Genomic DNA, 15,929 nt, shown 5'->3' with positions numbered 1-15,929 from the left:
TCCAGAATTATATTATTTGACACGCTGAACAATTTCTTGTGCTAAAGTTTCAAAAGCTTTTCGAACTTTTGAATTTTTATCAACAGATAATAAAGGTTGTTGCAAAATTGCAGCTTGATTAACTTTAGTGCTCATTGGAATTGTGGTATGCAATAATTCTCCAACTTGATTAAATGCTTCATCTTTTATTAATTTACATACATTCTGACGCTCATCATGTTTAATTAATAAAGCACCTAAGAGTTCTAATTCAGGGTTAACTCTTCTAATTTTACTTAAATGATTAATTAAATCAGTAACACCATAGAGACCGTATTGTGAACCAGATTCGATTGGAACAATAACATGTGTCGAAGCCGCTAAAGCATTGCTGGTTAATAATTTTAAGCTCGGAGGGCAATCAATAAGAATGTAGTCATATAATCCTTCTAGAATTTCCAATTTATTTGAAAGTTCCTCGGTTGGTCTTGGTGCATCATCTTTCAATTGATCTTCAGTTTTACCAAGAGTTAATGAGCCATATATTAATGAAACATTTTTAAATTTTGTTTCTTCTTCTAATGCTTCCGATAATAGACTTATATCACCAATAAGTAATTCAGCTGATGTAGTTTCAACTTCGCTAGGATGTCTTAATCCTATATGTAAACTTGCATTTGCTTGTGGATCCAGATCAATTACTAAGACCTTATTTCCTAATTCAGCAAGTTCTGAAGCAAGATGTACTACAGTAGTTGTTTTCCCGCAACCACCTTTATGATTAGCTACAGCAATGATTTTAGTTGACATATTTGTCTTAAGGAATTTACTTTGATTTCATTTAATATAAAGATATTTGTAGCAACTTGCTACAGTTCCTTTGTCATATTTTTATCTTTTGAATTCAAAAGATGTAGCAAAAACATTTCTTAACTTTTTTTAAAAATATAGCTAGCTAATTTTAATTAGTATTAATTAGTATTAATTAGTTAATTATAATTAGACAAATTTTATTTGTTTAAAAACAAATAGATAGAATTTTAAAAGTGGAAGGCGTGTCACTAATAAGTGGAAGGCCTGTCATTGATAAGTGGAAGGACTGTCACCGATAAGTGGAAGGTTTGTCACTAATGAGTGGAAGGTATGTCACCAATAAGTGGAAGGTATGTCACTATGGTGGAAGACTTGTCATTGTGATTTATTTTAAGGTGGTTTTTTTAATTTAAAACAATACAATTCAACTGCTTGTGATGTTGATAAGTTTGTTTTTATTGAAATAAAGGTGGAAGACTTGTCATTAGATGTTTTTTATTCTGTGGATAAACTATTTGTATAAAATTTAATTGATAATATGATGTTTGATAGTCAAGAATATCGGAATGGTGGAAGGCTTGTCACTTTAATAGTGGAAAATTTGTTTATTAATTCCACTTTAGTGGTGCTGTAGGGTATTCCTACTTTCAAATTGATTGCTTTAGCGACACGAATGAATTATCAAAGGTGGAAGAATCGTCACTTAAAAGTGTTTAATTTTATATTTATTCCACCATAAGGCTGAATAGTATCAAAATTGCACTTTAGTAGTGACACTTCTTCCACTCTTAAGGTGTTTGATGGGCATAAACTGAGTTAATTTAATGTAAGGAAGAGAAAATAGTGAGCGGTTTGCATCTTCTTCCACTTTTGTGTATAACATGTAGAAAATATTTTAATCTTTCCACTCATGAGCAATCACAACGAACCAGAAGAATTAGAACATCTACCTTATTGTATTGGTAATATTCGACATAATGGAGTAGTCAGCACTAGTAACCGTCTGATTAGACCAATTGAATTATCATCTAATGAGTATAAAGCTCTACTTTATGCAATGGCTGTTGCGAATTATGGTGAGAAGAATAATCAAGATCGTGAAATTACAGAGCAAACTTATATTTATTTGCATAAAGATGATTTAGGCGAACTATTAGGATTAGATAAGAAGAATTCCATTAATGTTGCTATTGATCGTATTTATAAAGAATTATCATCACGAGTAGCTCATTTTGTAATTGAAGAGTCCGTGGATGATAATAAGCGTAAAGTTAAAAAAGTACACTCAGTAGTACCAATTATTCGTGAACTCCGTTGGGAAGATGATGCTAAAAATGCTTTGCAGATACGTTTCACCAGTGAAGTACTTCCATATTTTACTCGTTTAGCAAATGGAAATTTTACAACCTATCAATTGAAAGATTTATTTGCTTTGGACTCTGTAACCAGTATGAGTTTGTATTCATACTTTATCAAAAATGAATTTAAGTATGCTAATCAAGATTCTTATGAGGTTGAACTTTCACTTGAGAATATCAAAGCATTAATTGATATTGGGGAGAAAAAATACGATCGTTGGGTTGATTTTAGACGATACGTTTTAGACAAAATTATTGAAGAAATTAATGAAAGGACTAGTCTTCAATTAGAATACGATACCATCAAGAAAGGTCGACCTATTGTCGGAGTTCGATTTAAAATTCTTAATAGGCATGCCACTGAAGTTGTTGTATCTAATACTAATGATAAGACTCAAATCTATTTAGATGTCAATTTTGATGATAATGCGCTTGTTAAAGAATTAGGTGCGAAGTTCGATATGACTGTAAGGTCTTGGTATATATATGCAAACGACCCAAATTATAAACAGTTTAGTAAGTGGTTTAAGACAGAAGGGTGCTTAACTGAATCTCAAGCAAATGTGATAGTTAATGATATTATGTTCCAAATGGATTTTGCTGTAGCTGGCAGTTCAATGAGTGAATTTAAGAAAGAAATGAAATATAAATTAAAAAATAATCCAAATTTTGTAAAAGAAAATAGAAAACGATTGAATGAAATATTTGGAAAAGACGTTATATGACTGTGTAGCAACTTGCTACACTTTTTACTATAAGGTGTAAAATAAGCTTGATATCAGTTTAGGTTATATTTTGATAGCTAATTAATAGACCTATGAACTCATAATCCGTTGGTCGACAGTTCAAGTCTGTCTGGGCCCACCATATAAAACAACCACTTACGTGTACTAATCGTAAGTGGTTTTTTTGTTTTTGGATTTTAGTAAGCACATGGTAAGCAAAATAGATCAACTATTACATCTCGAGGGTTTTGTTTCGAAAATATATGAAAGACAAGCCTTTATTGCATTCATAGCAGTTAGGGCATAACTTTTACATGATGTACATCTCATTCGGTAAATCTTAGACTACTAAAAGCCTTTTGGTATTAACTAAGAATTGGCAAGGGTATCTGAGACATCGACTTACTAGAGTATGGAGCGACGTTTCGGTGTGGTTTCTCATCAGTTGCACACAGTGGAGTAGCTTACAGATAATGGCAGTTGTTTATTGTTCGTCCAACAGTACGTGTGCTTAGTCACAGGGATTTCATATTTGTACAACACCGATTCGCAGTCCACAAAGTTGATGGAATAGCTGAAGCTTTTGTTAAAAAGTTTAAACGCGATTATATGTATATTTGAATGATGTGCCTAATGCACAAGCTGAAATAATCATTTCATTCATGGTTGTAATTTTTGTACATTAACTAAAATAGCACCTTGGCTGCGTAGAACTAGAGTACTTGAACCTTCAGCATGACGTTTAAGTGTAAAACGATATTTAGAACACTATATTTAGAGAGCATTATGAAAAGTTTTGAAAATAAAGTGGCAGCGATCACAGGCGCAGGTTCAGGCATTGGGCAGCAGTTGGCGATTCAACTGGCAAAACAAGGTACACATTTGGCACTCAGTGATCTCAATGAACAAGGTTTGGCTGAAACCTTAAACCACGTCAAAGATTATCCTGTTTCAGTCACGCTCACAAAACTAGATGTTTCAGACCGTAAGGCAGTAGAGGATTGGGCAAAGCAGTGTGAGCAGGATTTTGGGCAGATCAATTTAGTTTTTAATAATGCAGGGGTCGCGTTAGCGAGTACTGTTGAAGGCTTGAGCTATGAAGATGCCGAGTGGATTGTCAACATCAACTTTTGGGGTGTTGTGTATGGAACCAAAGCTTTTTTACCCTACTTAAAACAAAGTGGCTCTGGGCATATTGTGAATATTTCAAGTTTATTTGGGCTCACTGCTCAGCCTACTCAAAGTGCCTATAATGCGACAAAGTTTGCTGTCCGTGGTTTTACCGAGGCACTACGTCAAGAGTTAGATTTGCAAAACTGTGGCGTCAGCGCAACTTGTGTTCATCCGGGCGGTATACGTACCAATATTGCCAATAGTGCTCGAATGAGTGACAGTATTCGTGCATTGGGTATGAACCCTGAGCGTGCTAGCCGTTCTTTCAATAAAATGCTTAAAACCCCGCCAGATGTAGCAGCACAGGCCATTTTAAAGGCTGTAAAAAAAGATGAGCGCCGTGTCTTAATTGGAAAAGATGCCAAAATTATCGATCTCGTACAGCGTATTACACCAACAGGCTATACGCAGGCCATGAGCTTTTTGACAGGGAAAAAACGCCGTAAATAAAGACGTATTCACATGAAAGATGATTTTATTGTTTTAACCGAGTATACTAAATCGAGTAATTTTTAAATTAAAAAAAGCTTCGATTTCAATGCTAAAGCATTCCGTTAAATAAAATGATAAGGAGTCCTACATGAGTGGTTCTCATAACCATGATCACAGTCATGTTGAAGTGACTGCAAAAAATGCCAAGAAATTAACCATCGCACTTGCCCTGACGTTTACCTTCTTAATTGTAGAAGTGGTCGCAGGATTTATCACGCAAAGCTTGGCCTTACTGTCCGATGCAGCGCATATGTTTACCGATGCCGCTGCTTTAGCGATTGCTTTAGCAGCCATCAAAATTGGGCAAAAACCTGCCGATGATAAACGTACTTTTGGCTATCAACGGTTTGAAATCTTGGCAGCTTTGTTTAATGCCATGATGTTGTTTGTGGTAGCCATTTACATTTTATATGAAGCCTATCAGCGTTTTAGTCAGCCACCTGAAATTCAAAGCTTGGGTATGTTGGTTGTTGCGGTTCTGGGTTTAATCATTAACCTGATTTCAATGAAGATTTTGGTGTCGAGCAGTCAAGACAGCTTAAATGTGAAAGGGGCTTATCTTGAAGTGCTCAGTGATGCCTTGGGCTCTGTGGGTGTGATCATTGGCGCACTGGTGATTTATTTCACAGGTTGGATGTGGGTAGATACCGTTATTGCGGTGTTGATTGGCTTTTGGGTCTTACCTAGAACTTGGGTGCTACTGAAACAAAGTATCAATATTTTGCTCGAAGGTGTACCAAGTGAAATTGATATCGAATCTTTACGCAATGATTTGCTGGCTTTAGAGGGTGTACAAGGTATTCACCAGCTTAAAGTTTGGGCCATTACCTCTAAGAATGTGCATTTAACAGCGCATTTGATTGCACCTGATGTAGATCAGAGAGCTTTATACCACCAAGCTGTGGAGTTATTGGGGCATGAGCATGGGATTACGCAAGTGACTTTGCAGATTGAAGAAGATGAATGCCATCCACACCAACATGAACATAGTCATTAAAAAAGACTTGACCTTAGACTTAGTCTAGGCTTTACAATAGCGTCACTTTATTTCAGTACGACATTATGCGTTCTACCACGTGGATTAGCGTCTTAGTTGCTTTATTCATGTTCCAAAGTCTTTGGAACGTGGCGGCAGCTTTTTGCGTCCATGAAGAACAAAAAACTCAAGTCGTGACGCAACAAAATTTTCATTTTGGGCATCATCAAACCACCTTGTGTGTGTCTGATGATAAGGCACACCAGCAAAGCAGTGCCGATAGCCATACTCAAACGGCAAATGATCAGTTTGAATTGGGTGAAGACCATCAAGACCATCAAGATCATTTGCCTTCAATGGCACATTTGATTATTCCGAAAGAAATAAACTATCAAATGCCGCTCGCGTTTGAAGTTCGTGAGCGTCCGCAGTTTTTTTGGCACAATGCCTATCAAGCCCCTGATTTATTGGGGCAACATCCTCCTCCTGAACTTTCCCCGCTAATGGTGGGGTAGCCTAAAACATTTCCCACCACTTCTTCTAAAAATTAGTGGGAAAAAACATGTCGAATCAATTTAAGGCGTTTATACGCCAAGCCCTTGCTGTGGGCATAACAACAGCCGCGATGCAATGGAGTTTTGCCGAACCGATCAAGACTTTGGATGAAGCTTTAGCAAAAGTAGAGCGCTATCAAAACCAAAGCGACATTGGGCAACAGCGTCAAAGCATTTCAGAGCTGAACATCAAAAACAGTGGCCTATGGCAAAATCCTAGCTTAAATATCAATCAAGATGGTTTGGGTTCAAATACCAATCAAGAGCTCAGTATTGCCATCAGTCAGCCCTTAGATGTTTTTGGACAGCGTAAGCTTAATCAAAAACTCGCAGAAACAGCGCAGCAACAAGGACAGTTACAACAACAACTGTGGACAGCACAAAGCCAATTGGTGGTGAAATTTGCATGGTCTCAGTTGGCTTTGGCACAAGTTGAAAAATCGCTGTACGCAGCACAACTCAAAGTGAGTCAAAACAATTTAGACAGTGCCAAAAAACGTTATCAGGCGGGCAGTATTGCTTTGGTTGACTATGAACGTGCGCAAATCGAAAGTTTGGATATGCAGCGCTTATACCAACAAGCGGTACTGTCAGAACAAGTAGCACAGCGTCAACTCTCAAACCTTTGGGGCGAAACCAAAGCCGATATTCAACTCAATGCGACCTCAATGCCATGGCCAGATCAAAGCGATGCCACAGTACAGCGCTATATTGCTGAAGGTTGGTTGGAAAAGCTATATGCACTGAACATTCAACAGTCCAATTTAAACATTGAAAGTTTAAAAGTGCAGGCACGTCCCAATCCGACCTTAAATGTCGGCATGAAACGGAGCCAAGCACCGAATGAAAGTAGCGATACCACATTAGGTGTCGGCGTGGATATTCCGCTGAATATTTTTAACCGTCAGCAATACAGCATTCCGATGGCCCAGCGTCAGCAAAGCCTGTTGAATCAGCAGCAACAGCGTGAGTTAAAACAGCAGATTTTAGATATCGCCAATGCCATGCATGAACTCAAAGGACTAAATAAACAGTTTAGTTCGATGAGTCAACAAACGTCTTTGGCAGAACAAGTGCAAGTCCGCACGCTGCAAGGTTTTAAAGCGGGAAAGCTGTCCATTACCGACATTCAACAAGCCAACTTACAGCTGCAAAGCATACGCCTTGGGCAGTTGCAGTTATTACGTCAAGCTTGGCAGACTGCATTGAGCGCAGAAGCACTCAGCCTCGGTACCAGCTATGAACAGATCAGTAGTTCAGATGCTTATAGCCAAATCAATAAAAATTCAATCGCACAAATACAAGACCTCATCCTTGGCGGAGCACAATAATATGCAACTAAAAAACCAATTTGGAAAAATATCACAGCCATTGATGATTGGGCTTTTGCTCCTCATTACATTTCTCATCGCTGTTGGAATTTGGTTTAGCTCGAAAGATACAACCACTGATGAACATGCGCATGAAGAATCTGAACATTCGGATGAGCCCGAGGCCGAAAAAGGACATGCTGAAGAAGGCGAAATTCAACTAACAGCGCAGCAACTGACAGAGCAAGGCATTCAAATCGCTTCAGCTCAACAAGGTGTGGTGTCTCAAGTTACCGTTCTACCCGGAAAGCTTGTGGTCAATACCGATCAGCAAGCACACATTTCGCCAAACTTTGGTGGGCATGTGGAACAGGTGAATGTTGAACTTGGTCAAAACGTACAAAAAGGACAAACCTTAGCTGTACTGTCTGTCCCTGAACTGATTGATCAACAAGCCAATTTGCGGATGGCTCAAGCCAGTTTGGATTTGGCACGTCAAGATTATCAACGTGAACAGCAGTTATGGTCACAGGGCATTTCTGCCAAGCAAGACTACCAACGGGCAGAAAATGCTTACCGACAAGCGCAGATTACTGTGCAATCGGTGCAAAGCCGTTTAAACGCCCTAGGGGCAACAGGTGGAGTAAATGGTCGTTTTGCCATCAAAGCCCCCATTTCAGGTGTGATTAGCCAAAAAGATATCGTGGTGGGTGAAAACGTACAATTGGCCGATCAGCTTTTTGTGATTGAACAATTTAAAGAGTTATGGCTTGAGTTTAATCTGCCTGCTCAGTACTCAGGTCAGTTACAAGCCAATCAGAGTCTGACATTTAAGCCGAATGCTTCTGAGCAAAAATATGAAGCCGTCATTCAAAGCTTAACTTCTCAAGCCGATGCACAAACAGGACGTTTGGTGGTACGTGCTAAATTAAAAAGCCAAGCGGCTGAACTACGTCCAAATGTTTTGGTGAATATCTTTTTAGACAATACCAGTTCCAAAACAGCACTTCGCGTCCATAAAAGTGCTATTCAAAACATAGAAGGTCAAACTTCGGTATTTGTGGTCGACGCTGAACAAAAAGGACAAGTGCATTTGAAAGCGCAGCCCGTTCAACTTGGGCAAGCTTCAAATGACGCTCAATGGGTAGAAGTGATTTCAGGCCTAACAGCAGGACAACGCTATGTCAGTCAAGGCAGCTTTGTCCTTAAGTCTGAACTAGAAAAAGGCGAGGCTGATCATGCACACTAATCATGATTTACCCAAGCCTGAGGGTTTGTTTGAACGAATTATTCAGTTCTCTATTCAAAATGCAATTTGGGTCATGCTCTTTGTATGCACGTGGATCGCGGTCGGGGTTTATAGCTATCAAAAACTGCCGATCGATGCAGTGCCCGATATTACCAATACGCAAGTACAAATTAATACCCAAGCCAATGGTTTTACCGCACTGGAGGTTGAGCAGCGGATTACCTATCCAATTGAAACTGCAATGGCGGGTATTCCAGATTTACAGTTGACTCGTTCGATTTCACGTTATGGTTTGTCGCAAGTCACCATCGTATTTGAGGATGGCACAGACATCTATTGGGCACGTCAGCAGATTAATCAACGAGTACAAGAGGTCAAAGCAGATTTACCCAGTGATGTTTCTCCAACCATGTCGCCAGTTTCGACGGGTTTAGGTGAAATTTATCAATGGGTCATTAAAGCCGAATCGAATGCCAAAAAAGCGGATGGTACGGCTTATAGCGCGATGGACTTGCGGGAGATCCAAGATTGGATCGTTCGTCCACAATTGCAACGTGTTGCGGGGGTTGCCGAGGTCAACAGTATTGGCGGGTTTAATAAAACCTATGTCGTTGCTCCTGACTTAAACCGTATGCAACAGTTAAATATTTCATTAAGTCAACTGCAAACCGCTTTACAGGAAAATAATGAAAACCGTGGCGCAGGCTATATTGAGGAAAATGGTCAGCAGCTCACAGTGCGTGTTCCAGGGACACTCAACAGTCTTGCAGATATTGAAAATACAACGGTTGCCAGCCCAAATGGGAACCCCATTCGTGTCGCGGATATTGCGCAGGTTTCAATTGATCATGACCTCCGAACAGGAGGCGCAACCTATAACGGCGAAGAAACTGTACTCGGCATCGCTATGATGATGATGGGGGAAAACAGCCGAACGGTGTCTAAAGCTGTAGATGCCAAAATTCAGGAGGTGCAAAGCAGTTTACCGCAAGGTGTCACAATAGAAACGGTTTATGACCGTACCACTTTGGTGGAAAAAGCCATTAAAACGGTACAAAAGAACTTGGTCGAAGGCGCAATCTTGGTGATTGTGATCCTCTTTTTATTCTTGGGTAATATTCGTGCGGCGTTAATTACGGCCTGCGTAATTCCGCTGTCTATGCTGTTTACTTTAACAGGTATGGCACAGCAGAACATCAGTGCCAACCTGATGAGTTTAGGGGCATTGGATTTCGGGATTATTGTCGACGGTGCAGTGGTAATTGTTGAAAACTGTATTCGCCGTTTAGCCCATGCCCAGCAGTTACTCAAACGTCCGTTAACTCAGTCGGAACGTTTTAAAGAAGTGTTTTTGGCAGCGCGTCAAGCCCGCCGTCCACTCATTTTTGGTCAGCTGATTATTTTAGTGGTGTATTTACCGATTTTTGCACTGACCGGTGTAGAAGCAAAAATGTTCCACCCAATGGCTTTGACTGTTGTACTTGCGCTCGTTGCAGCCATTATTTTGTCGATCAGCTTTGTACCTGCGGCTGTCGCACTTTTTGTTAAAGGTGACATCAAAGAAACTGAAAGCCGTTGGATGCTGTGGCTAAAAAATCGTTATCAGCGGGTATTGGACTGTGCCTATCAGTATAAAGCGGTGGTTTTAACCTTTGCACTGTGCTTGTTGATGTTGACAGGATTACTTGCAACGCGTATCGGCAGTGAGTTTGCACCGCAACTGAGTGAAGGTGACTTTGCTGTACAGCAACTGCGCTCTCCAAGCACTGGTTTAGAAGAATCACTTCGTATTCAGGAAAATACGGAAAAGCTACTTCTGAAGAAATTCCCTGAAATACATGCTATTTTTGCGCGAACAGGCACAGCTGAAGTGGCGACCGATGTAATGCCTCCAAATATTTCAGATGGTTATGTCATGCTGAAACCCCGTGATGCATGGCCAAATCCAAAAGAATCACTCGATGAACTGCGTAGCCGTATGCAGGCCTATTTAGCAACATTGCCCGGTAACAACAGTGAGTTTTCTCAGCCAATTGAACTGCGTTTCAATGAGTTAATATCGGGTGTGCGTAGTGATGTCGGTGTCAAAATCTTTGGCGATGACATGCAAGTATTAAATGTGGAAGCTGAAAAAATCAGTAAATTGATTCAACAAGTTTCAGGCAGCACTGCAGTCAAAGTTGAACAAACATCGGGTTTACCTTTGCTCAATGTGGAAATTGATAAAAGCTTGGCAGCGCAATATGGCCTAAGTGTCAAAACTATACAAGACTATGTATCAGCAAGCATTGGCGGACAAAATGTCGGTGAAATTTTACAGGGTGACCGCCGTTTTGACTTTGTCATTCGACTCAGTGAGCAAGATCGTAGTGTCAATGGGATTGCGCAACTGCCCATACAGCTTCCAAATGGTGGAAGTATTTTACTCACTGATATTGCCACTGTAAAAATGATGGATGGCATCAACCAAGTCAGCCGCGAAAATGGCAAACGTCGTGTAATTGTCACGGCGAATGTCGAAGGGCGTGATTTGGGCTCTTTTGTCACAGAAGTACAAAGTCAGCTTAAGCAATATCCGTTACCAAGTGGCTACTGGATTGAGTATGGTGGTCAATTTGAAAACTTGGCTTCGGCACAGGCTCGAATGCAGATTGTGATTCCACTGGCGTTACTGACGATCTTTATTTTGTTGATGGCCGTTTTCCATAACATCAAAGAAAGCTTGCTTGTGTTCACTGGCGTTCCATTTGCCCTAACTGGTGGTGTGCTTTTCTTGTGGTTAAGAGACATTCCCTTGTCGATGTCGGCGGGCATTGGTTTCATTGCCTTGTCTGGGGTTGCCGTTTTAAATGGGTTGGTCATGCTGACCTTCATTAAAGAGTTAAGAGGGCAATACCGCTTACATGAAGCCGTTTGGCAAGGAGCAATATTGCGCTTAAGACCTGTTTTAATGACCGCTTGTGTGGCGTCCTTAGGTTTTGTTCCCATGGCGCTTGCCACGGGCACAGGAGCAGAGGTTCAACGTCCACTAGCGACCGTGGTGATTGGTGGAATTATTTCTTCGACGTTATTGACCTTGGTGCTATTGCCAGTGTTGTATCGTTGGATGAATGCAAAAAAAGAAACGAAAGTTTAATCCCTTAATCAGTTGAAGCATGAGGAGGCAAAATAGTCTCCTCATACTTTTTTATACTACTTGATATCAGCCTGACCGCTTTGGGGAGTTAAAAATGGCAAATCTGTTATAGTCTGTTATATTTTTTTCACAAAGAACTGTATCTGTCCTTTCGTATAGGAAACCTTAGAATAATGAATATAGATAGAGCGTTGAGGTATTGAAAATGAACTTTTTACTGAAGAAAAATAGAGCTTGGTTTGTATTCTTTATCATTACTTTATATTCGTTTCTTGGATTTTTTCTTGGATTTATCATTTGGGAATACTTTTTGAAGTAAGTACATAGTAACGCTAAAGAAAACTATGGCGGCTAGCTAATACTTCAGAAACTAATCAGAATCTTATTTTTCTAACACCAGACTCGACTCATAACGAGACAAGTCTGGTTTTTATAACCTTAAAACTTCCATTGCACCGAGATAGATGCATTTAAAGGATCACCCGGTTGAATCCACATATCGCTATAGCTTGCAACATAGTACGTTTCATCTAAGAGATTGTGCACATTGAACTGATAACGTAGCTGATCTGTTGGCGCATAATAAGCATTTAGATTTAACAACGTGTACTCAGGTAAGTTGAAGCCGTTATCTGTACTGTGTCCACTACGTTTGCCCACATAGATCGCCATTGCACCGAGTCCAACTCTGTCCGCATTGGCAAGGGTCCATTCATAGTTGCTACTGATAGAGCCGCTGTGCTTCGGCACATTGCTGAGTCGTGAACCTTTAGCAAGAATTTGGTCTTTTTCAACTTGGGCGTCTGTGTAGCTATAATTGGCACGTATAGAGAATTGATCATTGAGTTGTGTCTCTAGATCCAACTCTAGCCCCTTACTTGAGACTTCTCCAGCGGTGATTTGATAGTTACTATCTGCTGGATCTGTGGTTAAGACATTCTCTTTATCCATTTTAAAGAGGGCTAAACTCAGCAAACTCTGTGGGGTAATCTGATATTTCCCACCAATCTCATAGCTTTTTCCTTTTTCAGGGTTAAACATATCGCCATTTCGGTCCATGCCACTGTTGAGCGCAAAGGATTCTCCATAGTTGGCATACCATGACCAACGATCATTCAGTCGATAGTTTAAACCCAAGCGTGGACTGGTTTGTTGTAAATCCTTTTTACTGGATGTACCTGCAAGTTTATTTTGAAAGTCTTGGGTGACGTGATCAAAGCGCGCACCAAACAGCACACTCCATTGATCATTGAGGAAAATTTGATCTTGTAGATTCAGTGAAAAATAGCGTTGCTGTTCTTCGGTGTTAATGAAAAGTGGCAGCTCGGGTAAGTATTGTCCATAAATAGGATCATAGATATCAATGCTATTTGGCACGCTACTGCTGTGGTTTCGACGCAGTTGTAATTGACGGTACTTCATCTGCCCAAGTTCAGTGCTCAAAAGTACTTCATGACGAGCCCAGTCTTGTTGGATCGTCCCAAGAACTTCAGTTTGAAAAAGAATGTCATCACTTTTATTGTCACGGTAGCGACGCTGGCGCTCTAATGTCTGTCCATCACTTTGAATACGACGAGGTTCACTGGAAAAGCCTTTGAGCTGAGTATCTTTCACGCTAAGAGCATTATTCATTTTCCAGTCATCATTAAACTGATGTGCAAGTCGAAGCTGATAGAAATGATCTTTTTGAATATGATTACCATCATCAGGTTCGCCTGTAAATGTTTTAGGGTCCATCACGAATTGTTTTTGATAACTACTTACACCACGGTCGAAGGTTCCATCTTGTCGGGTAAATTCGCTGTCAAAATCTAACTGAGTCGAATCTGAAATTTTCCATGTGAGTTGAGGAGAGAAAAACCAACGCTCACTCTGCACATGATCACGAAAACTTTGGTTATCTTCATGTGCGACCGCAATACGATAAGCCACAGCATCACTGATTGGGGCAGTATGTTCAAAACTAGCACGGTATTTTTCTAAACTATTGGCACGTAAATTAACTTCTGAAGAACTTTCCCATTCAGGCTTTTTAGTGTTGATATTCAGTAGACCGCCAGCTTCCCCGCGGCCATAGAGCGCAGCCATTGGGCCTTTTAAAAAGTCGAGAGATTCAATATTCACCATGTCTCGGGGAGCGCTGAGTCCACGGTTGACACTCAGACCATTTCTGATGATTTGTGCTCCAATATTGGGGTCTGTACTAAAACCTCTAAATGAAAAGTTATCCCAAAAGCCGCCACCATAATTGGTTTGACTATAGACCCCGCTCACTTGCGTGAGTGCATCGTCAATACGTTGCACATCTTGTTGCTGAATTAACGTTTTAGATAACACACTTCGACTAAATGGCACGTCTAAAATGTCATGGGAAAACTTAGTCATTGCGGTGCTTTGTTGAAGGTTTTCACCCTCAGTTTCGGCTTGTGATTGGATGGTCTGGAGTACTTCTGTTGAAGTTTCGGCCCAAGTGAAAGAACTCAGCAGGCTTAAATATATGCTTGAGGAAAAAAGAGAGAATTTATTCATCATTAAGGAGAGTAGTCTAGACTTATCATTGTTATGTTATAACATTTTAATAGGTTTGTAGTTAAAAAATCACTCTAAAGTTGAAAAATGTCTTAAAAAAATGAAATAAATCAACCTAAGCTTTTAAGTTCCAATCCACAATACACTGTTTCAAGTCAGCTAAAGTCCCAATACCATATGCTGTATCAAATACGACTGAAGATATGGAACGCAGATCAACGTTATAATTTAAAAGCAAGTGGTTAAACTATAAACCCAATTTCTAAATCTTCACACTTAAAGCTATCGCCAGACAATTTAAAAAAAAGCTGAGATATGTTGAATAATGTGCTTGTTCATTCTACAAAAATTGTGAATACTCATGCCGCAAAATTCAGGCTGTAAATTTATCTTTTGGGGTTAGCAACGACAGTGAAAACGTATCCATTTTCTCGTTTACAAAAAGCATTATTGGCGGTTGGTTCATTTTCATGTCTAGGGCTGAACTCGGTATGGGTACATGCGGCAGAAGAGAGTGATGTGGAACAACTCGCAACCATTACAACCACTGCTCAAACTGAACAATTGGCTTATTATCAACCTAAGGTTAATTTGTCTGGGTTTGGTCAGCAAAACCTTGCAGCCATTCCTGCATCTATTCACACCGTTACTGCTGAACTGATCGCAGATCAACATGCGAAAACACTGGGCGATGTGGTAAAGAACGATGCGTCCGTTGGGGATGGCTATGCACCCATTGGTTACTATGCCAACTTTGTGATGCGTGGATTTAGCTTAAATGCGGGATCAAGTTATTTACTGAACGGTAATTTGCTACGCGGTGAGCAAAATGTAGCGCTTGAAAATAAAGAACAAGTTGAAATCCTAAAAGGCATGAGTGCGATTCAAAGTGGGATGTCAACGCCGGGCGGAGTAGTGAACTATGTGAGCAAACGCCCCAAAGATGTCCAATCTTTGACCCTTGATGCAGATAGTCATGGCGGTAGTCGTGTGGCGACTGACCTTGGTGGATGGTTTGGGGACAATCAACAGTTTGGTTATCGTGTGAATGCAGCTTATGAAGATATTCACCCCTATGTTGAACATGCTGATGGAAAACGTTTGTTTGGTTCCTTGGCTTTAGACTGGAAAATTTCAGATCGTTCAAAACTTGAATTTGATCTTGAATCACAGCGTCAAAAACAGCGTTCAGTACCGGGCTATCAGCTACTTGATGGTAAAACTGTACCGACAGGAGTGAAATGGGATCGTTTACTGGGCTATCAAAGCTGGAGCAAACCTATCACCAATGAAAGTCTAAATACGAGTTTAAAATACAGCTATCAAATCAATGATAACTGGAGCGGCAATCTGTCTGCTTCACAAAGTCGTGTGGTTGTAGATGATTACTCAGCCTTTGTTTGGGGGTGTTACAGCAGTGTGTGTCAAACTTCTGGTCTAGGTAATAGTTTTGACCAAAATGGGAACTATGACATTTATGACTTCCGCAGCCCAGATGATAGCTATTTAACCAATCAATTTAAAACAGGCTTAAACGGAAAGTTTAACACTGGAGCATGGCAACATAACCTGAGTTTAGAGCTATCCCATGCTTATAAACGCCATACTCAATATGATGCTATATACTTACCAGTA

At 40.2% G+C, this 15,929-nt stretch carries 11 protein-coding genes; 9 read left to right on the top strand and 2 right to left on the bottom strand.

Going from position 1 to position 15,929, the window contains the following annotated elements; translation table 11 throughout:
* Positions 1 to 12: 12 nt before the first annotated feature.
* Positions 13 to 789 (bottom strand): ParA family protein, encoded by a 777-nt coding sequence (locus ACY3FQ_RS08330; RefSeq protein ID WP_004637171.1) that lies wholly within the window; start codon positions 787 to 789, stop codon positions 13 to 15.
* A 913-nt stretch (positions 790 to 1,702) separates the two neighbouring features.
* Between ACY3FQ_RS08330 and ACY3FQ_RS08325 the strand changes: the two genes are divergently transcribed.
* From ACY3FQ_RS08325 to ACY3FQ_RS08290, 8 genes are all read left to right on the top strand, one after another.
* Positions 1,703 to 2,875 carry a replication initiation protein gene (locus ACY3FQ_RS08325; RefSeq protein ID WP_034700330.1) on the top strand — a complete coding sequence of 391 codons (1,173 nt, stop codon included), beginning with the start codon at positions 1,703 to 1,705 and terminating at the stop codon, positions 2,873 to 2,875.
* Between the two features lie 786 nt (positions 2,876 to 3,661).
* Entirely contained in the window at positions 3,662 to 4,498 is an 837-nt protein-coding gene (locus tag ACY3FQ_RS08320) for an SDR family NAD(P)-dependent oxidoreductase (RefSeq protein ID WP_489773841.1), read from the top strand.
* Between the two features lie 130 nt (positions 4,499 to 4,628).
* Positions 4,629 to 5,537, top strand: a complete 909-nt coding sequence (locus tag ACY3FQ_RS08315; RefSeq protein ID WP_004693172.1) for a cation diffusion facilitator family transporter — start codon at positions 4,629 to 4,631, stop codon at positions 5,535 to 5,537.
* 65 nt (positions 5,538 to 5,602) lie between these two features.
* On the top strand, positions 5,603 to 6,031 hold the full coding sequence (locus tag ACY3FQ_RS08310) for a cation efflux protein, CzcI-like (protein ID WP_004693170.1): 429 nt from the start codon (positions 5,603 to 5,605) through the stop codon (positions 6,029 to 6,031).
* A 47-nt stretch (positions 6,032 to 6,078) separates the two neighbouring features.
* The gene (locus ACY3FQ_RS08305) at positions 6,079 to 7,401 is read left to right on the top strand and encodes a TolC family protein (RefSeq protein WP_087012978.1); all 1,323 of its coding nucleotides are present in this window, start codon (positions 6,079 to 6,081) and stop codon (positions 7,399 to 7,401) included.
* A gap of 1 nt (position 7,402) precedes the next feature.
* The gene (locus ACY3FQ_RS08300; protein ID WP_183173341.1) at positions 7,403 to 8,629 is read left to right on the top strand and encodes an efflux RND transporter periplasmic adaptor subunit; all 1,227 of its coding nucleotides are present in this window, start codon (positions 7,403 to 7,405) and stop codon (positions 8,627 to 8,629) included.
* A complete protein-coding gene (locus ACY3FQ_RS08295) occupies positions 8,619 to 11,765 on the top strand; it encodes an efflux RND transporter permease subunit (RefSeq protein WP_489773839.1) in 3,147 nt (1,048 codons plus the stop codon). The genes ACY3FQ_RS08300 and ACY3FQ_RS08295 overlap by 11 nt, the downstream gene beginning before the upstream one ends.
* A 205-nt stretch (positions 11,766 to 11,970) precedes the next feature.
* Positions 11,971 to 12,084, top strand: a complete 114-nt coding sequence (locus tag ACY3FQ_RS08290) for a hypothetical protein (protein WP_010326689.1) — start codon at positions 11,971 to 11,973, stop codon at positions 12,082 to 12,084.
* Positions 12,085 to 12,203: 119 nt separating this feature from the next.
* Here the strand turns inward: ACY3FQ_RS08290 and ACY3FQ_RS08285 are convergent, their stop codons facing one another.
* Complete coding sequence (locus ACY3FQ_RS08285) at positions 12,204 to 14,297, bottom strand: TonB-dependent siderophore receptor (protein ID WP_489773838.1); 2,094 nt, start codon at positions 14,295 to 14,297, stop codon at positions 12,204 to 12,206.
* Between the two features lie 408 nt (positions 14,298 to 14,705).
* Between ACY3FQ_RS08285 and ACY3FQ_RS08280 the strand changes: the two genes are divergently transcribed.
* Positions 14,706 to 15,929: TonB-dependent siderophore receptor (locus ACY3FQ_RS08280; RefSeq protein WP_489773836.1), on the top strand; the 1,224-nt coding region annotated here is incomplete at its 3' end.

This window comes from Acinetobacter sp. AB03 (genome assembly GCF_058107045.1).
Note: the sequence above shows the minus strand (reverse complement) of the source record. Positions and strands in the feature narration are given on the sequence as shown.